Annotated in this window: 28 protein-coding genes; 22 read left to right on the top strand and 6 right to left on the bottom strand. The window is 38.3% G+C overall.

What is annotated here, in order from left to right; genetic code table 11:
- Positions 1-5: 5 nt before the first annotated feature.
- The 3 genes from AC0VZ4_RS03970 to ubiA all read left to right on the top strand — a co-directional run bounded on the left by AC0VZ4_RS03970 (position 6) and on the right by ubiA (position 1,675).
- Positions 6-83: a hypothetical protein gene (locus tag AC0VZ4_RS03970; protein ID WP_475441611.1), complete on the top strand. Its 78-nt coding sequence runs from the start codon at positions 6-8 to the stop codon at positions 81-83.
- A 165-nt stretch (positions 84-248) separates the two neighbouring features.
- Positions 249-800, top strand: a complete 552-nt coding sequence (locus AC0VZ4_RS03975; protein WP_475441612.1) for a chorismate--pyruvate lyase family protein — start codon at positions 249-251, stop codon at positions 798-800.
- Complete coding sequence (gene ubiA / locus AC0VZ4_RS03980) at positions 797-1,675, top strand: 4-hydroxybenzoate octaprenyltransferase (RefSeq protein ID WP_007377866.1); 879 nt, start codon at positions 797-799, stop codon at positions 1,673-1,675. Before AC0VZ4_RS03975 ends, ubiA begins: the two co-directional genes overlap by 4 nt.
- 12 nt (positions 1,676-1,687) lie before the next feature.
- Here ubiA and AC0VZ4_RS03985 read toward each other — a convergent pair whose 3' ends face one another.
- The 3 genes from AC0VZ4_RS03985 to AC0VZ4_RS03995 form a co-directional block, all read right to left on the bottom strand.
- A complete protein-coding gene (locus tag AC0VZ4_RS03985) occupies positions 1,688-2,308 on the bottom strand; it encodes a 2OG-Fe(II) oxygenase (RefSeq protein ID WP_007377865.1) in 621 nt (206 codons plus the stop codon).
- Between the two features lie 94 nt (positions 2,309-2,402).
- A complete protein-coding gene (locus AC0VZ4_RS03990) occupies positions 2,403-3,287 on the bottom strand; it encodes a LysR family transcriptional regulator (protein ID WP_007377864.1) in 885 nt (294 codons plus the stop codon).
- A gap of 385 nt (positions 3,288-3,672) precedes the next feature.
- Complete coding sequence (locus AC0VZ4_RS03995) at positions 3,673-4,095, bottom strand: DUF2721 domain-containing protein (protein WP_007377863.1); 423 nt, start codon at positions 4,093-4,095, stop codon at positions 3,673-3,675.
- 84 nt (positions 4,096-4,179) lie between these two features.
- On the opposite strand from AC0VZ4_RS03995, the gene AC0VZ4_RS04000 reads away from it, so the two are divergent.
- The 3 genes from AC0VZ4_RS04000 to tsaD are packed head-to-tail and all read left to right on the top strand — an operon-like array spanning position 4,180 to position 6,170.
- Entirely contained in the window at positions 4,180-4,533 is a 354-nt protein-coding gene (locus AC0VZ4_RS04000) for a putative signal transducing protein (RefSeq protein WP_033030914.1), read from the top strand.
- Positions 4,526-5,116: a YjaG family protein gene (locus tag AC0VZ4_RS04005; RefSeq protein WP_008134889.1), complete on the top strand. Its 591-nt coding sequence runs from the start codon at positions 4,526-4,528 to the stop codon at positions 5,114-5,116. Before AC0VZ4_RS04000 ends, AC0VZ4_RS04005 begins: the two co-directional genes overlap by 8 nt.
- Before the next feature lie 40 nt (positions 5,117-5,156).
- Positions 5,157-6,170, top strand: coding sequence for a tRNA (adenosine(37)-N6)-threonylcarbamoyltransferase complex transferase subunit TsaD (gene tsaD / locus AC0VZ4_RS04010; RefSeq protein WP_007377860.1), 1,014 nt, complete (start codon positions 5,157-5,159; stop codon positions 6,168-6,170).
- Positions 6,171-6,181: 11 nt separating this feature from the next.
- Here tsaD and plsY read toward each other — a convergent pair whose 3' ends face one another.
- Positions 6,182-6,793 carry a glycerol-3-phosphate 1-O-acyltransferase PlsY gene (gene plsY, locus AC0VZ4_RS04015; protein ID WP_033030919.1) on the bottom strand — a complete coding sequence of 204 codons (612 nt, stop codon included), beginning with the start codon at positions 6,791-6,793 and terminating at the stop codon, positions 6,182-6,184.
- Positions 6,794-7,040: 247 nt separating this feature from the next.
- Between plsY and folB the strand changes: the two genes are divergently transcribed.
- The 8 genes from folB to trmB all read left to right on the top strand — a co-directional run bounded on the left by folB (position 7,041) and on the right by trmB (position 13,207).
- The gene (gene folB, locus AC0VZ4_RS04020) at positions 7,041-7,400 is read left to right on the top strand and encodes a dihydroneopterin aldolase (RefSeq protein WP_033030921.1); all 360 of its coding nucleotides are present in this window, start codon (positions 7,041-7,043) and stop codon (positions 7,398-7,400) included.
- Positions 7,401-7,889, top strand: a complete 489-nt coding sequence (folK, locus tag AC0VZ4_RS04025; protein WP_033030922.1) for a 2-amino-4-hydroxy-6-hydroxymethyldihydropteridine diphosphokinase — start codon at positions 7,401-7,403, stop codon at positions 7,887-7,889.
- Positions 7,886-8,686 (top strand): undecaprenyl-diphosphate phosphatase, encoded by an 801-nt coding sequence (locus AC0VZ4_RS04030; RefSeq protein ID WP_475440972.1) that lies wholly within the window; start codon positions 7,886-7,888, stop codon positions 8,684-8,686. The genes folK and AC0VZ4_RS04030 overlap by 4 nt, the downstream gene beginning before the upstream one ends.
- A 178-nt stretch (positions 8,687-8,864) precedes the next feature.
- Positions 8,865-10,220 (top strand): UDP-N-acetylmuramate:L-alanyl-gamma-D-glutamyl-meso-diaminopimelate ligase, encoded by a 1,356-nt coding sequence (mpl, locus tag AC0VZ4_RS04035; RefSeq protein ID WP_475440973.1) that lies wholly within the window; start codon positions 8,865-8,867, stop codon positions 10,218-10,220.
- 1 nt (position 10,221) lies between these two features.
- On the top strand, positions 10,222-10,842 hold the full coding sequence (locus AC0VZ4_RS04040; RefSeq protein ID WP_033030926.1) for a flavin prenyltransferase UbiX: 621 nt from the start codon (positions 10,222-10,224) through the stop codon (positions 10,840-10,842).
- Complete coding sequence (locus tag AC0VZ4_RS04045; protein ID WP_149613446.1) at positions 10,842-11,771, top strand: ABC transporter ATP-binding protein; 930 nt, start codon at positions 10,842-10,844, stop codon at positions 11,769-11,771. The genes AC0VZ4_RS04040 and AC0VZ4_RS04045 overlap by 1 nt, the downstream gene beginning before the upstream one ends.
- Positions 11,772-12,539 (top strand): ABC transporter permease, encoded by a 768-nt coding sequence (locus AC0VZ4_RS04050; protein WP_007377852.1) that lies wholly within the window; start codon positions 11,772-11,774, stop codon positions 12,537-12,539.
- Positions 12,539-13,207 (top strand): tRNA (guanine(46)-N(7))-methyltransferase TrmB, encoded by a 669-nt coding sequence (gene trmB, locus AC0VZ4_RS04055; RefSeq protein ID WP_475440974.1) that lies wholly within the window; start codon positions 12,539-12,541, stop codon positions 13,205-13,207. The genes AC0VZ4_RS04050 and trmB overlap by 1 nt, the downstream gene beginning before the upstream one ends.
- A 13-nt stretch (positions 13,208-13,220) precedes the next feature.
- Here the strand turns inward: trmB and AC0VZ4_RS04060 are convergent, their stop codons facing one another.
- Complete coding sequence (locus AC0VZ4_RS04060) at positions 13,221-15,104, bottom strand: bifunctional diguanylate cyclase/phosphodiesterase (RefSeq protein WP_475440975.1); 1,884 nt, start codon at positions 15,102-15,104, stop codon at positions 13,221-13,223.
- Between the two features lie 272 nt (positions 15,105-15,376).
- On the opposite strand from AC0VZ4_RS04060, the gene panP reads away from it, so the two are divergent.
- Positions 15,377-17,002, top strand: coding sequence for a pyridoxal-dependent aspartate 1-decarboxylase PanP (gene panP / locus AC0VZ4_RS04065; RefSeq protein WP_007377849.1), 1,626 nt, complete (start codon positions 15,377-15,379; stop codon positions 17,000-17,002).
- Between the two features lie 278 nt (positions 17,003-17,280).
- On the opposite strand, the gene argE is transcribed toward panP, so the two are convergent.
- Positions 17,281-18,435 carry an acetylornithine deacetylase gene (gene argE, locus AC0VZ4_RS04070; RefSeq protein WP_096792597.1) on the bottom strand — a complete coding sequence of 385 codons (1,155 nt, stop codon included), beginning with the start codon at positions 18,433-18,435 and terminating at the stop codon, positions 17,281-17,283.
- 221 nt (positions 18,436-18,656) lie between these two features.
- Between argE and argC the strand changes: the two genes are divergently transcribed.
- From argC to AC0VZ4_RS04105, 7 genes are all read left to right on the top strand, one after another.
- Positions 18,657-19,667, top strand: a complete 1,011-nt coding sequence (argC, locus tag AC0VZ4_RS04075) for an N-acetyl-gamma-glutamyl-phosphate reductase (protein WP_475440976.1) — start codon at positions 18,657-18,659, stop codon at positions 19,665-19,667.
- Entirely contained in the window at positions 19,668-20,435 is a 768-nt protein-coding gene (gene argB / locus AC0VZ4_RS04080) for an acetylglutamate kinase (protein ID WP_475440977.1), read from the top strand.
- A gap of 7 nt (positions 20,436-20,442) precedes the next feature.
- Complete coding sequence (locus AC0VZ4_RS04085; protein ID WP_007377845.1) at positions 20,443-21,375, top strand: ornithine carbamoyltransferase; 933 nt, start codon at positions 20,443-20,445, stop codon at positions 21,373-21,375.
- Positions 21,372-22,574, top strand: a complete 1,203-nt coding sequence (locus AC0VZ4_RS04090) for an argininosuccinate synthase (protein WP_475440978.1) — start codon at positions 21,372-21,374, stop codon at positions 22,572-22,574. Before AC0VZ4_RS04085 ends, AC0VZ4_RS04090 begins: the two co-directional genes overlap by 4 nt.
- A gap of 48 nt (positions 22,575-22,622) precedes the next feature.
- Positions 22,623-24,488, top strand: a complete 1,866-nt coding sequence (argH, locus tag AC0VZ4_RS04095) for an argininosuccinate lyase (RefSeq protein ID WP_475440979.1) — start codon at positions 22,623-22,625, stop codon at positions 24,486-24,488.
- 230 nt (positions 24,489-24,718) lie between these two features.
- A complete protein-coding gene (locus tag AC0VZ4_RS04100; protein WP_475440980.1) occupies positions 24,719-24,913 on the top strand; it encodes a hypothetical protein in 195 nt (64 codons plus the stop codon).
- A gap of 16 nt (positions 24,914-24,929) precedes the next feature.
- Entirely contained in the window at positions 24,930-25,463 is a 534-nt protein-coding gene (locus AC0VZ4_RS04105) for a hypothetical protein (protein ID WP_475440981.1), read from the top strand.
- Positions 25,464-25,764: the final 301 nt, after the last annotated feature.

Below are 25,764 nucleotides of genomic sequence, written 5' to 3' on the forward strand. Positions count from 1 at the left end.
GAGATCTGACTTCTTACTTTGGTGCATGGAGTGCCATATGGAGGCGGTTTAACTTATGGACTAAAAAAGATATTTTGAACTAATTGTTTCGCTTATTATCTCGCGCTGCGATTAAATCGTCCCTAAGTTGAACTATTTTCCATCTTGAAAGGTCAACACGCCCTCGTTATTTACGATAATGAATGATCACTTTTTCAAATGCTTTAGCAATGTTATTATCGCGTTGGATTTTATTTAATAGAGTTATCGTGATTACTTTCCCTATTTCGTTATTAGTCAATTGGCAATGCACATCACAAGTAAGTGATTTATCATCCTCTGAACGTGAGTGGCTTTTTGAGCCACATTCCTTAACAGTTAAATTAAAAAGCAGGGCGCAAGTATTTAACGTAAAAGTGCTCAGTGAAAAAATCTTTGATTTAACACTTGAGCAAAAAGCATTGCTTGGCTGCGAAGCCTCAACGGCATTAAACCGAGAAGTACTTTTATTGTGCGATAATATTCCCATGGTATATGCACAAAGCTGGCTGCCAGATAATAAATTATCAAATCAACCAAAAAACCCTCTGCATAATATGGGGGATCGCCCATTAGGCGATGTTATTTTTCAAAATCCAGAGCTCGTGCGCAAAGAGATAGAAGTCGCTCGTTTTGATACAGAGCACCCGATACAGCAATTAGCATTACAACTAAACTTACCAATACAAAAGTTGTTAGGCCGACGTAGCGTATTTTCGCTTAAAGATTACAATTTTTTGGTCTGTGAAGTGTTTTTACCTGGAGCGTACCTTTACTCATGAAGCTAGCAACCTTAAAGTCACAGCATCTCCCTTACTACATACAACTTATGCGTGTAGATAAACCAATTGGTACACTATTGTTACTTTGGCCAACCTATTGGGCTTTATGGCTTGCTAATGATGGAATGCCTAGCTTAGTCAACTTTGTTGTATTTACGCTTGGCGTTATCGTTATGCGAAGTGCAGGTTGCGTAATAAATGATTTTGCTGATAGAGAGATAGATGGCTCAGTAAAGCGGACCGCCCAGCGTCCATTGGCTTCGGGGCTGGTTAGCAGTGGTGAAGCACTTAGTTTGTTTTTACTATTAATAGTCATAGCATTTATTTTAGTGTTGATACTCAGTTTTAATACTATTTTACTTTCTTTTGGTGCGTTGGCATTAGCCTTTTGTTATCCGTTTATGAAGCGCTACACACAGTTACCTCAAGTTGTACTCGGGGCAGCATTTGGCTGGGCAATACCGATGGCTTATATGGCTTCGATAAATGCACTTCCTTTACAGGCTTGGTTATTATTTATTGCTAATATTTGCTGGACGGTAGCCTACGACACAATGTATGCAATGGTAGACAGAGATGATGATTTAAAAATAGGCGTTAAATCGACGGCTATTTTGTTTGGTGAATACGATCGTCACATCATTTTTTTCCTTAATATGACCTTTGTAGTTATAGTGGCTTTTATAGGTTTTATTAATGAACTATCAACTGCATTTGGAGTTGGATTAAGTGTCGCTGCTGGTTTGTTGTTTTATCAGCAAACACTTATCCACAAACGTGAGCGCGGGGCATGTTTTAAAGCATTTTTAAATAATCACTATGTTGGATTAGCTATTTTTATAGGTTTATTGTTTTCGTATCCAATGGCTATTTAGTTTGAGTCATCTTTAGCGAGGCGGATCAATAATGCCGCTGATAGATGCGTTTTTTCTAAACCACCCAGCAATTGAATAACGATTATCTATGGCTGGCAATACCTCATGTACAAAACGCTCACTTTCAAATAAAACCAATGTACCGGCTTGAGGTTTTATTATTATTTCAATTTCTTTGCTTTTGGTTTTGTAGACAACGAGTTCACCACCTTGTGCTGGAGTATTTAGGTAAAGTACACTGGTAAAAACTCTGTTTGAGCGGCCTTTAAAAGCATCAACGTGTTTTTTATAAAAATCACCTTCAGTATATTTTGCATAGTGACATTCATAGTCAAATAAGCCCATGAAAAAAGTACGGTTAAGCGTTGTACGAATACTTTCCATAGTCGCTTGATAAGTTAATTGCGCTTGTGAGGTACCATCAAACCAAAAGGTCTTATCTTTGCGGATAGTATCGTCAATTTGCAAATTATTTAAACGGCCAATACCTGCGAGGCTAAATTGAGGATTTATACGATAACAGTCAGCCATTAAATCAATAATAAGCTCTTCATTTATAGCATTAGGTATAACAGTGTAGCCAAGCTCTTCGATATCATTTAAATAAGTATCGTCGGCTGAAAAGTTAATCATTCAAGTGGGTCATTTTTTGAAGGTGCGACAGTGTAGCTCAAAAGAAGTTAAAAGCTATCACTTTGTGTCGCACTTATCTCAAGACAAAACGAGGTTAGTTGATTGTCGTTGCGGCTTTTTTAATGAGAGATAACAGTTGATCTATATGTTCATTAACAGCTGTCTGTTTGTTTGTTTGTACGACTAACTGTTCGTGGCTTAAACTCTTATTTGTTTTTAGCTGAATTAACTCAGAGTGCTCTGCTACAGCATTCGTATGCTCTATGCTAGCAATAGCAAAGTGGTCTGACTTTTCTAAACCAGCTATGACCTGTTCAATACTACCCACTTTAATGCTTGATGACTTATTTAAAGAGTCAATTGCTTCATTTAGCATTGTTTGAACTTGTTTTGATTGCGAAAAGCAACCATACATCGGGTAGCTATCAAGGTCGTGCTTACTAATGTCATTTTTTTGAGCTAATGGGTGATTTTTAGATACGAATAAAATGAGTTGATCTGGTAAATGTATATCACTGCCAATACTATTAATCGCTTGTGAATATACGCTAATATCAATTTCACCTAGTTGAAGCTTTCGGCTCAGTTCGTGTTCTTCTTGCAGTTGCATTTCTATTTTTACATGTGGGTACTGTGCTAAAAATTGCCCGCAAGAAATAGGTACAACATTACTTGCTTTATTGGTGTAACCAATAATTAATTTCTCACCTGTTTTTCCACTTACGGATTGAAAAATAAGCTTTTTAGTAAGCTCTAGCTCAGATAAAGTGTTTTTTGCGTAATCAAGGAATAGCTCACCTTGCTGAGTTAGCTTTACAGAACGAGTTGAACGTTTAACTAGTTCGTATCCCATTTCATCCTCAAGAGTTTGAATACTTCGCGTAAGTGCGGAGGTGCTGATTTGGGTTTGTTCTGCTGCTTGTCTGAAATGGCGTAGTATGCCGAGTGCTACAAATTGTTCTAATTGTTCAAATCTCACTTTATAGTCCCTTTTTATAAGTAAGTCGCGGATGCCGCGAACATCAATTATATTAATTTTTAGCTAAACAAAATAGTAAAATTTAATATCTAAATGCGTTTGCAAATTTATGACAAATTTTGGTCAGGATATCCCCCTTTTAATATTTATCAAAGAGGTAAATTGTTAAAAAGTATTATCCTTTAGCCTTAAAACTCATGATTTATTACTTACCTAGTATCCTTTTTAGGGATAAGTAAATCATAAAAAAGGCTTTGTAATCAATTTTTTATATATTTTAGTAAAGACGAACATTCTAAATTAAGAAAAAAGTATGCCACATAATAGGGTATTGATTAAGCACAATTTATGAATAGTTGCATGAACATTGACACATATCAGCTTTTTATTTAACAAAGTTACGATTAACACGGTTGCTTAATGGTTTGTTTTCTATGCTTTGGAGTTCTATTTCAATAGCATCACATGATATGTGGATTTCAAATAAAGAGGTTAATAACGATAAACTTAAGCAAGTTAAGCTAACACCAAATAAAATAATGCCCGCTGTATTAAATTCAATAAATAGTGCAAACATGGATAAAGTGCATAATAAAAATGATGCCACACCATATACTTGCATAGTTCTAATTAGCTTAATACGCTTTCTCAAGTTTGTTATTTGCGCGACGACAACGGGACGAATTGACTCTCCTTCTCGTGCATTTAGTTCCCGAATTAATTGTGCTAATACTAAAAATCGGTTTGTGTAGGCAAGTAATAACAATGATATTGCAGGAAAAAGTAAACCTGGAGTAGTGAGTGTCATAATGTATCCTTAAGTGGTATTACTAGCTTTAATTTGTACAGCGTAACGCAAGATATTGTATACATAAAATAAACGAGGTGGAAATTGCAAAATACTAATAATACAAACGAAACAGTAGGCTCTTTTCAATGGGTAACAATTTATAAAGCCGAAAATACCCTTGAAGCTAATATTCTTAAAGGTTTAATACAAACAAGTGGTATTGAATGCCAAATTAAAGGAGAGATGTTGCAAGGCGCAATGGGAGAAATCCCATTTGATCAAACCCAAGTTAGCGTGCAGGTTTATGCGATAAAAGAGCGCCATGCGCGACAAATATTGGTAAACTATCAACAAGTAAAACAATCCGCTCCAGATTGGGTATGCCCTAACTGTAATGAGCATAATGGATCAACATTTGATTTTTGTTGGTCATGTGAGACATTAAAGAATGACTAAAGCAAATAATTTTCAGCGTATTAGAGAGCTAAACTATTTACAAAAAGCCGTTTTAGCGAGTGCTTTAATTGAGCGAATGCTGCCAAATTACGGTTTATTTAGCGAAGCAACAGGGTTTGGTGACGAAACATTATTACGAAATTCGCTTAATGTTTGTTGGGAAAAAATATTACTACCTAAAAGTAAAATAGATCTCGAGAAACAAGTTGAAAAAATAGAGCCAAATGTTCCTGAACTTGCTGATTTTGATATGTTTGGTACGTATCCAGCTATTGATGCAGCAACGTCGTTACTTAGCTTAATGCACGGTTTAATGGCGCAAGACGAGCAAGAGTTCATTAGTGTAAGTAAAATATCGCAAGCGACCGTTGCGCGTTTTATTGAATACCAAATGACAGTTGAAGGTGAAATCGCAGATAATACCGCCGTTAGAGAGCATCCATTAATGCAATACGAGATTGAAGTATTGGGTGAGCTAATTGATTTTGTAGAGAATATGGGGCGTATTACCTCCGATAGCGTAAAGGCACTTAAAAAGTTTGCCCTTGAAGATGGCCAAACAAATATTGGTCTTTCGTTATAAAAATAGTTTAGTAATAATTTAAAAAGGCTGGAGAAATACTGTGCGAATTTTAGGCATTGAATCGTCGTGTGATGAAACGGGTATAGCAATATACGATGATGAAAAAGGCTTGTTAGCTCATCAATTATATAGCCAAGTAAAAGTACACGCTGATTATGGCGGTGTAGTGCCGGAGCTTGCATCACGCGATCATGTTCGTAAAACGCTACCGCTTATAGATGCTGCTTTTGCGCAAGCTGGTTGTGGCCCTGAAGATTTAGATGGTATTGCTTATACTGCAGGACCTGGCTTGGTTGGCGCACTACTTGTAGGTACCTCCATTGGCCGCTCTCTAGCATACGGGTGGGATATTCCTGCGGTAGCGGTTCATCACATGGAAGGGCATTTACTTGCCCCTATGCTTGAGGAAAATATCCCTGAGTTTCCGTTTATTGCTTTATTAGTATCTGGCGGTCATACCATGATGGTTAAAGTAGCAGGTATTGGACAATACGAAGTACTAGGTGAGTCGGTTGATGATGCTGCAGGTGAGGCTTTTGATAAAACGGCTAAGTTGCTTGGTCTTGATTACCCCGGTGGTCCGCGCTTAGCTAAAATGGCTGAACAAGGTGTTGCTAAACGCTTTGTATTTCCTCGTCCGATGACCGATAAGCCAGGCCTTGATTTTAGTTTTAGTGGTTTAAAAACAGCTGCATCAATCACTATTCGTGAAAATGATGATGACGAACAAACTAAAGCCGATATAGCGCATGCATTTCAAACTGCAGTTATTGATACGCTTGTTATTAAATGTAAGCGAGCACTTAAACAAACCGGTATTAAACGTTTAGTCATTGCAGGCGGAGTAAGTGCAAATACACAGCTTCGTTTACAGCTTGAGCGCGTTATGAAGGGCATGAAAGGCGAGGTTTTTTATCCTCGCACTGAGTTTTGTACCGACAATGGAGCAATGATTGCTTATGCAGGTATGCAGCGTTTAAAAGCAGGGCAATTTGCCACGCTTGATATGAAAACAAAACCGCGTTGGCCAATAGATAGTTTGGAAGCTATTTGATACTCGATATATTAAATGTTTTTATTTTCATCTGTGGGTGCTTTTTTAGTGCCCACTTTTGGTTCATCGCCACTAAATAATCTAATAATATTAGTGCGATGACGAAAAATAATTAAGATCGTAATAAAAGCGACTGGTAACGTATAAAGTGGTTTTATTAGCCAAGTATACAAAGGTGCTAAAGAGACCGTAACCAATGCTGCAAGTGATGAATAACGTGTAACTGCAATAATAACTAACCACGTAAAAATAAGTAAACCCGCCAGCGATAAACCAATAGGTAACAATGACCCAAATGCTGTAGCGACTGCTTTACCGCCTCTGAAACTAAAAAACAGTGGATACATATGTCCTAAACACGCAGCAACTGCAATCAAACCTAACTCAAATGGCTCAAACTTTAAAAAATAAGCGCCCCAGACCGGAATCGTTCCTTTTAAAATATCAAAAATTAACACTAAGCAAGCAGGTAATGCACCTCCCAATCTATAAACATTAGTTGCGCCAGGGTTGTTAGAACCATGGCTTCGAGGATCTGGAAGGGAGAATAGTCGTGACACCAATATGGCCGATGAAATTGACCCGAGTAAATAAGCTAAAACAAATATCAAAATGGCTAACACACGCTTCCTTACTTTTTTATTGTTATACCAACCACATTTAATGCAATTGGTATTGCTTTTGGGCTATTATTGGCGGCAAAATTTATCGTAAAAATTATTATGCTTCTTTCATTACTAGCTAACCTAGCTATTTTGCTATTGTAGAAGGATTTTTTACATATTTAAACACTGATTAAAGCATATACAGCATTAATTTTTTTGATGCTTTATATAACAAGTTCAGTCGTTTTGGTTATTTGGAGTATCAATGGACAAGGTATTTATATCTCAATTGCACGTTGACACTATTATTGGAGTGTACGACTTTGAAAAAGAAAGTAAACAGAGCCTTTATTTTGATATTGAAATGCTGAGTGATATTAAACCCGCAGCTGCGAATGACGATATTAATTTAGCACTTGATTACTCAAAAGTAAGTGAGCGAGTTATTGAGCACTGCACTGCTAAACCAGTTGAATTACTCGAAACATTAGTAGAACAATTAGCGCAAATTATTTTGACTGAATTTAATACTCCACAAGTAACAATTAAAGTAAGTAAACCCGCAGCAGTGGCGCAAGCGCAAACTGTAGGTGTTGAAATTACACGCGCTAAGGTAAGTAACTAAATGGCGCAGATTTATATCAGCCTTGGGTCAAATATAAATAAAGTACATTACATGCAATCTGCATTAATCGCACTTGAGAGCCACTTTAAAAAAATTATTCACTCGTCTGTTTTTGAGAGTGAAGCGGTGGGGTTTGCTGGTAATAATTTTTATAACTCAGTGGTTGCAGCGACAACAAATATGGCATTGGCTGATGTATGCGCTCTATTAAAGCAAATAGAACGTGATAATGGCCGTACTGCCAGCGACAAAAAATTTAGCCCTCGGACACTGGATTTAGATTTACTGTTTTACGACGATGTAATTTGCCAAAGCCCTGCACAACTGCCCCGTGACGAAATAACTAAAAATGCATTTGTATTACAGCCTCTGAGCGAGGTTGCTCCTGATTTTTATCACCCTGTAGCTAAACAAACAATTGCCCAGTTATGGAGTGCGTATAATAACCCTCAACAAAAATTATGGAAGGTGGAGTTTTCTAACCCATGAGTATTATTGAAATAATTATTTTAGCCCTCATTCAGGGGTTTACTGAGTTTCTACCTATATCGAGTTCAGCGCATTTAATTCTACCATCGCAAGTTTTAGGCTGGGAAGATCAGGGGCTTGCATTTGATGTCGCTGTTCACGTTGGGACTTTAATTGCGGTCGTTATTTATTTTCGTAAAGAGGTGGCCGATATACTTACTGGGTGGTTTAAATCATTTGGCGCACAAGGTACTACAGATGATAGTAAGTTAGGCTGGTGGATTATTTTAGGCACTGTTCCAGCGGCTATTTTAGGCTTACTGCTAAAAGACTTAGTTGAATTGTATTTACGCAGTGCATGGGTTATTGCCACAACGACCATTGTATTTGGTTTACTCCTTTGGTACGCCGATGCAAAAGGTAAGCAAATTAAAACTATTTACCAACTTAATTGGAAAACAGCGCTTTTCATCGGTTTTGCACAAGCTGTTGCAATGATCCCGGGAACTTCTCGCTCAGGTATTACCATGACTGCTGGTTTAATGCTTGGAATGAATAAGCAAAGCGCAGCGCGTTTTTCGTTTTTACTGGCAATTCCTATTATTTCTATGATGGGGCTATATTACACAGTAGAGCTTGCGCTAGGCGATCATGTTGTAGATTGGAACACGTTATTACTAGGTGTGGGGTTATCGTTCCTATCAGCTTATGCATGTATATTTATGTTTTTGAAAGTGATAGAGCGAATGGGTATGCTGCCATTTGTAATATACCGCTTATTACTAGGTGTTGGCTTGATTGTATTTTTGACAATGTAGTTAACCACCGACGAACAAAAAGCCTTCTAACTTAAGAAGGCTTTTTTGTTATTAAAGTGTTGTTTTTTGGCATGAGTGAAATGCTTACTCGCAATGGTAACTCAGCACTAATTTTGGCATTATAGCGCCATTAAACTTTTCATTACTGTAAAGTGGTCACACGATTTAAGGAAAGTATATGCATATACATATTTTGGGCATTTGTGGCACGTTTATGGGTGGTATTGCAGCCATAGCTAAATCGTTGGGTCATAAAGTAACCGGCTCTGATCAAAACGTTTACCCGCCAATGAGTACGCAACTTGAAGATATTGGTATTGAATTAACCCAAGGCTACGATGTATCTCAATTAGAGCCAAAACCTGATATGGTGGTTATTGGTAATGCAATGAGCCGTGGTAACCCGTGTGTTGAATATGTCCTTGATAAAGGTCTGCCTTATACTTCAGGTCCTGAATGGCTTAAACATAATTTATTGCAAAACTCATGGGTGCTTGCTGTAGCAGGGACCCATGGAAAAACAACCACAGCGAGTATGTTGGCATGGGTATTAGAATACGCTGGCTTAAAGCCTGGTTTTTTAATTGGCGGCATAGTACAAAACTTTGGTATATCAGCGAAAGTGGGCGAAACGCCATTTTTTGTTATTGAAGCCGATGAATACGACACTGCTTTTTTTGATAAGCGCAGTAAGTTTGTACATTACCTCCCACGTACGCTTATTTTAAATAACCTTGAATTTGATCATGCTGATATTTTTGAAGATTTAAACGCAATAAAAAAACAATTTCATCACTTAATGCGTACATTACCCCAAAGCGGCAAGGTAATTTGGCCAAAGCAAGACGTAGCGCTTAATGACGTAATAGCACAAGGGCTTTGGAGCGAAAGCGAAACGCTCGGTGTTGATTGGAATTATGAGCTAATAAAAGCCGATGGTAGTGAGTTTAATGTATTACTTAATGGCGAAAAGCAGGGAGTTGTTCGCTGGCAAGCAATAGGCGAGCATAATGTTAAAAATGCGATAATGGCTATAGCTGCTGCGCGCCATGTGGGTATAGCCATTGATCATAGTATTGATGCGTTAGGAGAATTTATTAGCCCTAAAAGGCGTATGGAGCTTAAGGCTGATATAAATAATATTAAAGTGTATGACGACTTTGCGCATCACCCAACGGCAATTAAAACAACGCTTGCGGGCTTGCGCGCAAAAGTAGGCGATGAAAAAATTATCGCTATTTTAGAGCCGCGCTCAAACACCATGAAAATGGGCGTACACCAACATACATTATTAGATTCACTGCGTGATGCTGACGACGTGCTACTTTTTGATCCAGAGAATCTAAATTGGTCGCTAAAAGAACAAGCAGATCAAGCGGGTATGCAGTGCTTTAACAGTACACAAACAATTATTGATACAGTGCTTGAAAATATTGAGCCTAATCAACACATTTTAATTATGAGCAATGGCGGTTTTAATGGCCTTCATCAACATCTTGTTAATGGTTTAGCTGCTAAATACAGCGGAGAATAACGTGCAATTTAAAGATAAAATTACGCTCGCTTTTAGTGGTGCATCGGGTGCGCCTTATGGGCTTAGGTTACTTGAAGTATTGCTTGAGCAGCAATTTCAAGTTTACGTACTTATCTCAAGTGCTGCGCGAGTGGTGCTTGATACAGAATCAAATATTAAGCTCTCTGGTAATGAAGATAAAGCCACTGAGCAGTTAAGTACGCTGTTTAATGCCAAACCTGAGCAGCTAAAAGTATACGGTAAAGATAACTGGTTTAGCCCTGTCGCTTCAGGCTCTGCTGCACCTAAAAAAATGGTGGTATGTCCGTGTAGTGCCGGATCGGTTTCTGCAATTGCAGTGGGGGCGTCAGATAATTTATTAGAACGCGCCGCTGATGTGGTAATTAAAGAACGCGGACAGCTCATTTTAGTGCCTCGCGAAACACCATTCAACGAAATTCATTTAGAAAACATGCTTAAGTTATCTCGTTTAGGGGTGACAATTATGCCAGCAGCGCCTGGTTTTTATCATAAACCACAAAGTATTGAAGACTTAGTTGATTTTATGGTGGCGAGAATTTTAGATCATTTAAACATTGAACATAACCTAACAAAACGTTGGGGTTATGGTGAGGGTAAATAATGAATAAGCAAAATATTGCTTTAAATATTGAAGGCCTAACCAAGGTTTATAAAAATGGTGTCGAAGCTGTAAAGGGCGTTGATTTACAAGTTGAAGAGGGCGATTTTTTCGCTTTACTTGGTCCAAACGGAGCAGGTAAATCAACTACTATTGGTGTTATTTCGTCACTTGTTAATAAAACAAAAGGCAAAGTAGAGGTATTCGGTTGTGATATTGATACTGATTTAGAAGCTGCAAAAGCGCATTTAGGACTCGTGCCGCAAGAGTTTAATTTTAGCCAGTTTGAAACGCTTAGCCAAATACTGGTTAACCAAGCCGGTTATTATGGTGTGCCACGCGGCGAAGCCCACAAGCGCGCCGATAAATACCTAGCGCAGCTTGGCTTACTTGAGAAAAAAGACAAACAAGCGCGTACGCTTTCAGGCGGTATGAAACGCCGTTTAATGATTGCCCGCGCACTTATGCACGAGCCAAAACTGCTTATACTTGATGAACCAACAGCAGGTGTAGACATAGAACTTCGCCGTTCAATGTGGGATTTTTTACGCCAAATAAATGAGCAAGGCGTAACGATTATTTTAACCACACATTACCTTGAAGAAGCTGAGTTACTGTGTAAAAACATCGCCATAATCGATAATGGCCGAATTGTCGAAAACACCACAATTAAAGCGTTGCTTGCAAAGCTTGATAAAGAAACCTTTATTTTAGATTTAAAAATGCCTGCAAACCCTGTCACGCTTGAAGGCTATAAATTTACCATGACGGACGATCACACTGTTGAAGTTGAAGTCGCTAAATCTCAGGGGTTAAATGCGGTATTTAGTGCATTAACGACCCAAGGTAATACTGTTTTGAGTATGCGAAATAAAGCAAACAGACTAGAAGAGTTATTTGTAGGATTATTAGAGCAAGGGCGGGGCGAATAAATGTTTAAATATGGCGTAGCCTTAAAGAGTTTATGGATTAAAGAGTGCATTCGTTTTTTACGTATTTGGGTGCAAACCTTAGTGCCACCGGCAATTACGATGAGCTTATATTTTGTTATTTTTGGTAACTTGATTGGTTCACGGATTGGCGATATGGGTGGCTTTAGCTACATGGAGTTTATTGTACCTGGTCTTATAATGATGTCGGTTATTACTAATTCCTATTCCAATGTAGCCTCTAGTTTTTATTCAACAAAGTTTCAAAAAAGCATTGAAGAGCTTTTAGTTGCACCTGTGCCTAACTACATTATTGTGCTTGGTTATATGGGCGGTGGTATGACGCGCGGTATTATGGTGGGCTTTATAGTTACCTGTGTGTCGTTGTTATTTGTTGATATTCAAATTCATAATATTTTTGTAATTATGGCGACCGTTATTTTAACCTCGGCTGTATTTGCTTTAGGTGGTTTAATTAATGCAATTTATGCAAATAGCTTTGACGATATAAGCATTATCCCCACCTTCATACTAACGCCATTAACCTACTTAGGAGGGGTGTTTTATTCTATATCGTTATTGCCTGAATTTTGGCAAAATGTATCACAAATCAATCCTATAATTTACATGGTTAACGCATTTCGTTATGGCTTTTTAGGCGTGTCGGATGTCGATTTAAGCGTGGCGCTTGGGGTTATTTTAGTATTTATAACAGCGTTATTTACATTAGCGCTTACATTAATTAAAAAAGGTGTGGGGCTAAGACACTAATGAGTGATGCAAATTCACGTAGTATTGTATCTAATCAAGCGGGTATTCACGAAAAGCTTGATGAAATAGTAAATAAGCATTTAGATGCTGAGTTTAAAAAACCGATTGCAGCGCATACACAAACTGCATTTGACGAGGTTAATGCTAAAGTACAGGCCTTTAATGGCCCGCTTATTTTAGATTCGTGCTGTGGCGTGGGTGAAAGCTCAGCTAACTTAGCTAAGCGCCATCCTGATGCACTTGTCATTGGTATTGATAAGTCATCACACCGATTAGATAAGCACGATGTTGAGTACAAGCAAACCGACAGCGGGCAATATATTTTAGTTCAAGCTGATTTAAATGATTTTTGGCGTTTAGCGGTTGCTGCTAATTGGCAACCTACGCACCATTACTTGTTGTATCCAAATCCATGGCCTAAGTCTAAGCATATTCGTAGACGCTGGCATGGCGCGGCTATTTTTCCATTTATTGTTAAGTTAGGTGGTCAATTAGAAGTGCGCAGCAATTGGGATATTTACGTTAAGGAGTTTGCTAGGGCACTTGAATTAACAGGCAACCCTTGCGATGTAACGCTTTATGAGTCAGACGATGCAATTACGCCTTTTGAGCGTAAATATTGGGCCAGTGGCCAGCAAAGCTACCGACTCATTATTAATTTAACCTAATATGATGACCAATTTAGCTCATTAATTCTTCATCACTTTGAGAATTAACATGTGGCGCTGGGGGAGCAAAATAAATACCTTGCATCAGCGTCACATTCGCTTTTTTAAGTGCGGTCACTATGGTTGCATTTTCTACTGAACCGGCTGCGAGTTGTAAGCCAAGTTGGTTTGCAAAGCTTGCTATGTGCTCAATAAACAAATAGATATCTTTATCGTTAACAATTTGTTTTATTAAGGCCCCATCTAACTTAATACCATCGACTTCAAGTTTTAGTACGTTAGAAATATTTGAATAACCGCTGCCAAAATCATCAATGATTACTTTTACACCCTTTGTTTTAACCATTCCTATGAATGCTTTTACCTCTGAAAAATTAGCTATAGCTTGTGTTTCTAATAATTCTAAGGTGATGTTACTCGGGTGTGGATAACGTTTTAATTCGTCGGCTATAAATTCGCTCAAACTAGGATCAAGCATATCTTGCGCGGTTATATTTAAGCTCCAGCAAATATCTGTTTTTCTAAAGCGGCTAATACATTGTGAGAATATAGTACGGGTCAACAAGCCATCCATTCTTGAACGGGTAACTACATTTAAAAAAGCCTCTGGCTTGAGTATTTCACCACTTGCTGTAACCATGCGCGCTAAACATTCATACTGGACTACGCGTTTAGTGTTTATATCAATAATAGGTTGAAAGTAAGGGACAATACGATTGTTATCAAATGCTTCACGAACCTCTTTAGCCATTTCTACATTGTATTGATATTGCACTTTTACATCGTGAAGTGCTTTTGAGTAATTAACAACGGTATGACGACCTTGTTTGGCTTGCAGTGCCGCAATATGGGCATTTTCTAATAACAAAGATTTGTTACCGCTGGCTATACCGGCACACAACGTAATATAAATAAACGGGTCGGTTAATAGTGGGGTATTAAAGTTGTAGGTTTCGATTAAGTCGTTAAACTCATCGTACGGAATTTCTTTTGGTGCAAGTAATACCAGTTTATTGGTCGCTAAGCGATAAATATGACAACGAGCAGAGCAGCGACTTTTAAAATGCATGAGCAAGTTCTTCATTACTTTATCGCCCACCTCAGTGCCATAAAAGCTATTTATGTCTTCAATTTCGTTAATCCAAATAACAGCTAATTGCATATGGTGCGCATTACTTTGCTTTAGGAAGTATTCAAGCGCTATATGATTTGCAAAGCCCGTACTGGAATCTGTTGCTAAAGATCGTTTGAGTAAGTAAATATAAATAGTTGCAACAAGTATTGCGATGAAGAAAAAGAAGCTCGCCATAGCGGCCGCTTTTGATACACTTTCTTTAAGTTTTTGGTTTAAATCATAAATGGTGATATCAGCACCTGTTATGTAGGTTTTACCATTAGTGCTATCAACATAAGGGATAAAAATAGTTTTAAAATGTCCCCATTGATCTGCTGATATTTCAAATACAGGCTCTGTCGAATAAAAAGCACTAATGTTCGCCTTAGTAGCTTCAGGGTAAAGATCTAAAAACTGGGTTACTTTGCCATTGCTTTGGTCTTCTTTTGTATAACTCGATGCACTAAAGTAGACTTTGTTATTTTGAAGTACCATCGCGTATACATAAGCAATGTTGAGTGCTTGGGCAAAGTCAGAAAGTTGCTTACTCTTTTTTTGATAATCAGAAAAACTAATCGTTTTTCCCTGATTAACTTTATTTAGGTACGTATCGCCGAGTATATGCTTAACACTGGTGGCTGCGTTAAGTAAGCGCGTATCAACAGAATGCATTATATCTGCGCGTGTTGTTTGGTAAGTATAATAAACGTAGGTAAGTAAACTGATTAAAAATAGGCTAAAACCCGCCATTAACCAACTTACCCTTACTTTTCCTTTTAGCATGTGCGTCCCTTTTTTGTTGTTTTTTTATTATACGCAAAATATATAAATGCCCAATAATTAATTCTTATTTATTGGCAAGGCTTAAATATTAATTAAATTATCACTTTTTTGTCATGTCTTTGTCTGCTTTTATGGCTTTAAGCGAGACATTTTAGTTATATTGCAGTAAAGTTAGCGCAATTAATTAAAAACACTGTTACTTAAAATAACGCCTTAGTTTGGCGTGTTTCATAGACAAACACGTGTTTTAGCTACACACACTAGGTATTGAGATGGATCAAAAGCGTTGTGCCGTCGCCTCTAAAGAAAGCCTTAAGCGTATATTTACTGTACCTGAAGCGCCAGACTCAACTTTAAGCAAAATCGAGCTTGAAATTTCGAGTAATTTAGCAGGTTTCTTAAACGAAAATATTGCGGCAATTGAAAAACCATTACATGAAATAGAAAAAGACTTTCAATCGGCAGTGATCCCAGAAGATCCAACGTTTGTATCTGCTTATGCCCAAGACATTATGGAGCAACTTGTTGCGCATTCTGTGCATACAGCTGCGCCTAGCTTTATTGGTCACATGACCTCTGCTTTGCCGCATTTTTTATTACCGCTGTCAAAACTGATGGTAGGGCTAAATCAAAATCTAGTAAAAATAGAAACATCTAAAGCGTTTACGCCTCTTGAACGTCAAGTACTTGGGATGATGCATCATCTAGCTTATGGGCAAGAAGATTCATTTTATTCTAAATGGATGCACAGTGCTAAAACCTCATTAGGTGCATTTTGCTCTGGTGGTACGGTTGCTAATATTACTGCGCTTTGGATTGCGCGAAACCGTTTATTAAAACCGGATGGCGATTTTAGAGGTATAGGCGCACAAGGCTTAATTGCCGGTATGCTGCATTATGGCTATAAAGGTTTAGCGGTATTAATATCAGAACGTGGACATTATTCATTAGGTAAATCGGTTGATTTACTCGGCATTGGTCGCGATAACTTAATTGGTATTAAAACCTGCGAAAATAATAAAGTCGATGTAATAGCGATGCGCGAAAAAGCACGTGAGCTTGAAGCGCAAGGCATTAAAGTAATGGCCATTATTGGGGTGGCGGGTACAACTGAAACCGGTAATATTGACCCACTGGACGAAATGGCCGATTTGGCACAAGATATTAACTGCCATTTTCATGTAGATGCTGCATGGGGAGGAGCGACGCTTTTATCAAACACGCATCGTCCTTTATTAAAAGGAATTGAGCGAGCAGATTCAATTACCATTGATGCACACAAACAAATGTATGTACCCATGGGCGCTGGTTTAGTTTTATTTAAAGATCCTGCTGCAACTGATGCAATAGAGCACCATGCTGAGTATATATTACGTAAAGGTTCAAAAGACTTAGGTAGCCACACGCTTGAAGGTAGTCGCCCAGGTATGGCGATGTTAGTACATGCTTGCTTACGTGTTATTGGTCGTAAAGGCTACGAGATGTTAATCGACCGCAGTATAAAAAAAGCACATTATTTTGCTGGTTTAATTAAAGCAGATGAAGATTTCGAACTTATTTCAGAGCCTGAGCTGTGTTTACTAACGTATCGTTATGTACCTAAACAGATTAAGCAGGCAATAAAAGATGCTGATGCAACAACACGTTTAGACATTTTTGCATCACTTAATCGTTTTACTGCGAGTATGCAAAAGCGTCAGCGGGAGTCTGGTCGCTCGTTTGTATCACGTACACGCCTAACGCCATCTAAATACGATAATCAACCTACTGTTGTATTTAGAGTGGTCCTTGCAAACCCACTTACATCAGGCGCTATTTTAAAAGATATTTTAGCCGAGCAAAAAGAACTAGCTAAAACAGATCCTGTATTTAAAAAGTACCTCAGTAAGTATATGTAGCTAATAGGGTGTAATTTAAAACAAGAAGACGCTTAATTGCGTCTTTTTTTTTACTTGGTTACTTAATAAACTTGAGGGATTAAACCTAACGCTAATTTCTTATTTACAACTGTATGAACACAGGAGTAATACCAATCTGCTTAAATATAGGGTCTATTTAACGTTAAGGAAATTACGCTAGAACTAGGCAAAAAATTTTGTATCTAGTTGCTCTAAATAATTATTTTCTGTTGTCATCGATAAGATTTTTTTATCTCAAAATAGGGCACTTAATTAAGTTAATTGATATTAAAACAGCTGGCTTTAATAATGTTACTGATAATTTTTTGTGACGGTTTTATTTTTTCCATTGCTAAAAACTCATCAGGCTGATGGGCTTGATTTATTGAGCCCGGCCCCATAACGATTGTTTCACACCCTAATTGCTGAATAAAAGGTGCTTCAGTACAGTAATTAACAGCTATTGCTTTTTGCCCTGCTATTTTTTCAGCTAATATCACTAAAGCACTGTCGGTGTTGCCAGTAAAGGCTGGTATTGGCTCGTGTAAATCAATTACGCTGACCGCATTGGGGTATTGTTGATTTATCTCTTTCGTTGCATCAAGTATTAATGCTTGTAACTCTTTTACACTCAAACCTGGTAATGGGCGCATATCTATATGCATTTCGCAGCAAGCACAAATTCGGTTAGCGTTGTCGCCGCCATGAATATTACCAAAATTTAATGTTGGGTAAGGTATTTCAAAGTGGCTTAATGAATACTTATGCTTTAACTGTTCTTTTAAGAACAATAATTTTGAAGTTACTTTATGCATGATTTCTATGGCGTTGAGACCACGTTCGGGATCAGAGCTATGACCTGAGCGTCCAATTACTCTAATCGCTGTACTCATATGTCCTTTATGTGTAAATACCGGTGTCATATCAGTAGGTTCACCAATTATACATCGCGCAGGTTTTAAATTTGGGTGCTTACATATTTGCTGTGCACCTGCCATTGTGGTTTCTTCGTCGGCAGTGGCGAGTATTAAGATAGGCTGGGTTTGCTGCTTTTCATCAAGTTCACTAATTGCTTGTAATACAAACGCAAAAAAACCTTTCATATCAATGCTACCGAGCCCATATAATTTATTGTCGAGTTCGGTAAGCTTAAACGGATTATGATTCCAGCGACTATCATCAAACGGGACTGTATCGGTGTGGCCCGCGAGCATTAATCCACCATCTCCTTTGCCACGTTTAGCTAATAAATTATAGCGACCTTTACCTCCTTCTAATTCAATGATTTCACATGTAAAGCCAAGTGTTTCGCACCACCTCGCAAGTAGTTCAATTACGCTTTTATTACTCATACACTGACTATCTTCAATTGCACTGATAGACGGAGCTGCAATCAATTGTTGATACATAGAAATAAACGATGGCAAAGGCATAAAAAAATCCAAAATAAGTATTCAATTTAATTGCATAACAATATAAAAGTATTTATGATGAATATCAATTCACTTTTTAAGCATAAATATATTAAAGTAACGTTATGAAAACAATGCGACGATAATCAAAATTCATTAATAAAAGGCTAAATTAGCGCCAAGGCTAGTTTAAGCGAACAAGATAGACAAGTAACAACTAATTTTAAGATAACGAGTAACAAATGAATGTAGTGATTATTGGCGCAAGCGGTTACAGCGGCGCAGAGTTAGCAAGTTTAGTTGCTAAACACCCAAACTTAACTTTAGCGGGTTGTTATGTATCAGAAGGTAGCTTAGATAAAAATAAATTGCTAAGTGATTTATATCCTGAACATCTAGGCTTGCTCGACTTACCATTACTCCCTCTTGGTGAATCAGCTTTTGATGACATTCAAACTAGTGCTGACTATGTGTGCTTATGTACAGACCATAAAGTGAGTGTTGATTTAGCACCGCGTTTTTTAGCAATGGGTAAAAAGGTATTTGATTTATCTGGTGGCTATCGCCTTGCAAGCAATGATGATTACGTTACATATTATGGTTTTGAGCACCAACATCCTGAGCTATTAAATAAAGCTGCTTATGGTTTAGCTGAGTGGAATAGTGAAGCTATTGCCAATGCACAGTTAGTCGCTGTTGCTGGATGCTACCCAACGGCTGCACTAAATGCATTAAAGCCTTTGCAACAAGCCGGTTTATTAAGCGAACAGAGTATTATTATTAATGCGGTATCGGGAGTTACCGGTGCTGGACGTAAAGCAAGTGTTGGCACGCATTTTTGCGAGGTTTCGCTTACTCCCTATGGTTTATTTAATCATCGTCACGGTCCTGAAATTGAGCAACATCTTGGTCACCAAGTCTTATTTACGCCGCACTTAGGCAATTTTCCTCGTGGTATTTTAGAAACTATTTATGTGCAGTTAAAGCCTGAGGTAACAAGTGAGCAAGTAACACAAGCGTATCAGGTACTTGCCGATGAGCCACTTATTCGTTTATTAGGCGATAAAATCCCATCAATAAAAGGTGTAGCTAAGCAACCTTATATTGATATTGGTTGGCAGCAACAAGGATCGCAATTAATTGTTATTGCAGCAATAGATAATTTATTAAAAGGCGCTGCAGGGCAAGCTTTACAGTGTATTAATCTATCAATGAATTTAGAGCATACCACGGGCTTAAAAGGAGCGTTTTAAATGAGTAAAAAAACGTGGGTTATTAAACTAGGTGGTGCTGTACTTAATACAGAAAACGCGGCTAAAGCATTGTTTGATGTACTTAATGAGCAACAAGATACTCAGTTTGTAATTGTACACGGTGGCGGTGCACTTGTTGATACTTGGCTAAAAGAAGCTGGTTTTGCCAGTGCTAAGCACCAAGGTTTGCGTATCAGCCCTGCAGAGCAAATGCCTTACATCGTAGGTGCACTAGCAGGTTGTGCCAATAAACAATTAATGACTCAGGCTATTAGTGCAGGGCATAAACCGGTTGGGTTAAGTTTGTATGAAGCGGGTGTTACTGCTACTCAAAAGTTAAAAGCACTTTGTTTAGTAGGTAAATGCACAAGCAACGATGATTCTATTATTAACGATTTACTTAAAATTGGCAGGCTACCGATCGTTAGCTCTGTCGGTTTTGATGAGCAAGGCCTTTGGTATAACGTAAATGCTGATGAAGCTGCAGCGGCTATTGCTAGTAATTTAAACGCAGAACTTATTTTTATGACTGATGTAGAAGCGGTGCTTGACGTAAATAAGCAGCCCTTACATCAACTTGACACAAAACACATTGATACTTTAATAGATGAAGGAGTAATTGTGGGCGGGATGGAGGTCAAAGTTAAGACCAGCCTTCACGCTGCCCAACATTTACGACGCGGTGTGTATATTTCCAGCTGGCAAAAGCCAGAAAATTTAACTGACTTGCTTGAAGGCAAGCATGTCGGAACTAAAATTACACCATAGGTTTATTATGTTTAAGAATTTTTTAACCGGTTTAGAATTAGACCAAGAAGGCGCACTTAATTTATTAAAGTTAGCGCAAGACATTAAAGTAAAACCAGAGAAATACAGCCAAGTATTAGCTGGTAAATCGGTTGTAACGTTATTTGAAAAACAAAGTTTACGTACGCGTTTATCATTTGATATAGGTATTAATCGCCTGGGCGGTCACGCGGTTTATTTAGATCAGCAAAATGGCGCTATGGGTGCACGCGAATCAATTAAAGATTTCGCTCTTAATATTTCAACATGGGCTGACGGGATTGTAGCGCGTGTTAATCAACACAGTACGTTAACTACATTAGGTGAATATTCATCGGTACCGGTGGTCAATAGTTTGTGTGATTTGTACCACCCGTGCCAAGCACTCGCTGATTTTTTAACGCTTCAAGAAGTACATGGAGATGTAAGTGAGCTTAAAGTTGCTTACTTAGGTGAAGGTAATAACGTAACTCATTCATTGATGTTGTTAGCAGCTACACTAGGTACAGATTTTGTAGCTGTAACACCAAAAGGGTGCTCACCAGATTCACAAATACTTAAAAAAGCAGAGCAGATTGCAGCAATGAACGGTGCATCAGTTATGGTGAGTGATCGCGTTGAAGCTGCTGTTGGTGCAAATGTTGTTTACGCAGATACTTGGGTATCAATGGGTAATACAACACCAATTGAGCAAGTTAAAGCCAAGTATATGCCATATCAGCTAAATCAGGCATTGCTAGATCAAACCGGTGCTACGACGGTATTACACTGCCAACCGGCGCACCGTGAATTTGAAATTACCTCAGAGGTAATGGATGGTCCAGCATCTAAAATTATTCAACAAGCAGAGAATCGTATGCACGCGCAAAATGCTCTGCTAGTTACATTATTAAATCCAAATTTTGTTAAGGAACACCTATGAGTTCAATTAAAAAAGTCGTTTTAGCCTATTCAGGTGGTCTTGATACGTCGGCTATCGTGCCATGGTTAAAAGAAAACTACGGCTGTGAAGTAATCGCGTTTGTTGCAGATGTAGGTCAAGGCGCAGAAGAACTTGAAGGCGTAGAAGCTAAAGCAATTGCCTCTGGTGCATCTGAATGTTATGTAGTTGACTTAAAAGATGAAATGGTAAGTGATTACATTTACCCAACACTTAAAACGGGCTCAATTTATGAAGGCACTTATTTATTAGGTACCTCTATGGCACGCCCAATTATAGCTAAAGCGCAAGTTGAAATAGCGCGTAAAGTAGGCGCTGATGCACTTTCTCATGGTTGTACTGGTAAAGGTAATGACCAAGTTCGTTTTGAATCATGCTTTGCAGCACTCGCACCTGATTTAAAAGTAATTGCGCCATGGCGTGAGTGGGACTTATCGAGCCGTGAGTCATTACTTGATTACTTGGCGGAGCGTGACATTCCGTGCTCAGCATCAGCGACAAAAATTTACAGCCGTGATGCTAACGCATGGCATATTTCACACGAAGGTGGCGAGCTTGAAGACCCATGGTGTCAACCAACTGAGCAAGTATGGACATGGACTAATTCTCCAGAGCAAGCACCAGATAAATCAGAGCTAGTAACTTTAAAAGTTGTTGAAGGCGAAGTGGTTGCTGTAAATGGCGAAGAACTTAAACCATATGACTGTTTAGTTAAATTAAACGGTATTGCATCACCTCATGGTGTTGGTCGTGTTGATATTGTAGAAAACCGTTTAGTAGGCATGAAGTCACGCGGTTGCTACGAAACGCCCGGTGGTACAGTTATCATGGCAGCACTTCAAGCAATTGACGAGCTAGTACTTGATAAAGCAAGCCGTAAATGGAAAGAAGTGCTGGGTGGTGAATTTTCGCATTTAGTATATGACGGCCGCTGGTTTACACCACTTAAAGATTCTATTTTAGCCGGTGCAGAAGCGCTTTCTAAAGTGGCAACAGGTGAAGTCGTACTTAAATTATATAAAGGTCAAGTAACTGCGGTTCAAAAGCAGTCGCCAAATAGTTTATATAGCGAAGCATTTGCCACATTTGGTGAAGATGATGTGTATGACCAATCACACGCTGAAGGCTTTATTCGTTTATTCTCGCTTTCAAGCAGAATTTCAGCACTCGCTAAAAAGTAAATTATTACGCCCCTGTAAAAGGGGCAATACAGGGTTTGGAGATATTTCATGGCATTATGGGGCGGACGTTTTTCTACGGGTCCAGATGAGGCGTTTAAGCAATTTAACGACTCTCTTCCCTTCGATTATCAGTTAGCAGAGCAAGATATTATCGGCTCTGTGGCATGGGCTGGCGCACTTGAGCAAGTTAATGTGTTATCGAGTGATGAGCACAAAGAACTCGTTGCAGCATTGTATGAGTTACTTGAAGAAGTAAAAGCTGATCCACTCGCTGTAGCTACATCGGGCGCAGAGGATATTCACTCGCATGTTGAAGCTGCATTAATCGAAAAAGTAGGTGATTTAGCTAAAAAATTACATACAGGCCGAAGCCGTAATGATCAAGTCGCAACAGACTTTAGATTATGGTGCCGTGATACCGCTGAGCATATTTTAAAAGCAATTGAGCAACTTAAAGGCGAGTTTGTATCTTTAGCTGAGCGTGAACTTGGTACTATATTGCCCGGTTATACTCATTTACAGCGAGCACAGCCAGTATTATTTAGCCACTGGTGTATGGCTTACGTAGAAATGCTAGAGCGTGATGAAAGCCGCTTGCAAGACGCGAAAGCGCGCATGAATTTTTGCCCACTAGGAAGTGGTGCATTAGCCGGTACTGCTTACCCAATTGATCGTCAAGCACTTGCGCAAGGTTTGGGTTTTACTGGTGCGACTAAAAATAGTCTTGATGGCGTCTCTGATCGCGATTTTGTTGTAGAGTTATTAAGCTGTGCATCGATTTCGATGATTCACTTATCGCGTATGTCAGAAGATTTAATATTTTATAACTCGGGTGAAGCTGGTTTTATAGAGCTTGCAGATAACGTGACATCGGGCTCATCGCTTATGCCACAGAAAAAGAACCCTGATGCATTAGAACTTATCCGTGGTAAAACGGGTCGTGTATTTGGCGCGTTTAGTGCGATGATGATGACCTTAAAAGCACTCCCTCTTGCTTACAACAAAGACATGCAAGAAGATAAAGAAGGTATATTTGACGCTATGCCAACATGGCTTGCGTGTATTCATATGGCACAAGCTTGTATTAAGGGCGTTAAGGTAAGAGGAGATTGTACACTTGCTGCTGCTAAAGGCGGTCATGCTAATGCAACAGAGCTTGCTGATTATCTCGTCGCAAGAGGCGTACCTTTTAGAGAGGGGCACCACATTGTAGGCGTCCTTGTTCAGCTTGCTATTAGCGAAAATAAAACACTAGAAGAGCTTTCGCTTGAGCAATACAAATCAGTTAATGATATTTTTGAAGACGATGTATACCCGGTATTAGAAATTGATGCGTGTATAAAAGCGCGCCAAGCTCTTGGCGGCACATCGATTGAGCAAGTAACTGGTGCAATTAAAGAAGCCAAAAAAAAACAGCAAATAACGGTTCGTGATGCAAATCTAGATGACGTTGAATCTATAGCTAAGCTCATTCAGCATTGGGCTACAGTTGGCGAAAATCTACCTAGAGCTAAAAGTGACATGGTGCATTCTATAAATGAATTTGCGGTCACTGAAATTAACGGTAAGGTATCGGGCTGTGCCTCGCTGTATATATATGATACAGGTCTTGCTGAAATTCGCTCTTTAGGTATTGATCCTCAAAGCGTTGTTACTGGGCAGGGGCGGCAACTCGTTGAGCATTTGTTAATTAAAGCTAAAAAACTGGCGTTGAATAGAGTGATTGTACTAACGCGTGTGCCTGACTTTTTCGAAAAGCAGCGCTTTACCTTTTGCACTAAAGACAGTTTGCCAGAAAAAGTAATGAAAGATTGTGAGCTTTGTCTTCGTAAAGAAAATTGCGATGAAGTTGCTATGGAATTTATTTTAAAGCCAAGTAAAAGTGTGGAGATCCCGTGTAAATACGTGGCTTAAACTCCCTGGATACAAAAAACGTACGGTTATCCCTGTGCGTTTTTTTATATCTAAAACAAACTGGTTTGATCTGTTGCATTTTTTAAAGTGTCAAATAAAGTTGGCATACAGGTTGCTTTATTATAAGTGGGTGGCAAAAATGGCTACCTAGATTAAAACAGGTAACATGTTTACCTATACAATAGCGTGATAAAAGTTGCGCAAAATATAATTTTATAAGGATCAATAACATGCAAATTTCAGCGAATAACCAAGTACAAATGCAAGCATATAATAAAACACAACAATTAAAGCCTGCAATGGAACAAACTGCTAGCCCTAAAACCCTGCAATCTGATACAGTGAGCTTTTCTCAAGAGGCTATTGCTGCAGCTGGTGCAGAATTACAGCGCGGTGGTGGTATGATACCTATAAAACCTAAGTGATTAATTAAGGTTATAAATGTTTTTAACTGAGTTTTTTGGCTTTTTTTCGCTTTCTGCATTTACAATGTGGGGGTTTTTAATGGCATTTTTTTTCAATGTCTTTGTTTACTCCCTAAATGTGAAAAGAGATACAAACCTATTGTTCAGTTCGTTTGTAATGATGGTTTCTTATACACTATCAGATTACTTCTTTACATGGCTGTCTATAAAAACTACAGTATATTTGGATTGGGCAATATATGATGTTCTAACTATTCTAATTCTTTCTGTGAGCCTAGCCTGTAAGAAAAAAACCTCCGTTTCATTCATATACTTGACCGTAGGACTATCAATAAATTTAACTTTTTTTCTTTTGATGTATTTTGATTTATATGTACATCAAAACAAAGAACGGTGGTTATTATGGGATATTTACGCAGTTTCAGTTAATATTATAGACGTAATAATGATTGTTGCACTTATTGTTGATAGAGACTTTCTCGGTCTTCATAAATTAAAAAATAAAACTCTCAGTTACTTTAAATCAAACGATACCCACAAATTAACCTAGTTTAATATGTACGTTACTGAAGCCTTAACGGATTATGTAGGAGCTTTCTCCCAATGGGGTCTTTTTAATGGCTTTCTTATGCTGTTTAGCTACTAATATAAATAAGGAAAGTAAGTCTCCTGTTTATTTATCTGCGCTTATGCTCTGCTCATATATTTTTAGTGGCTACATAGATTTATTAGAAAATTTATATTTAAGCTGGGCACTCTGCGATTTCATTACAATTTTAGCTCTGTTAACTTTACAGTGCTTCAAAGTACTCCAACGTTCTGTAGCTTTTCACTTAATCATAATTTCGTTA

It is taken from the genome of Pseudoalteromonas sp. QJM3NY_22, assembly GCF_056173065.1.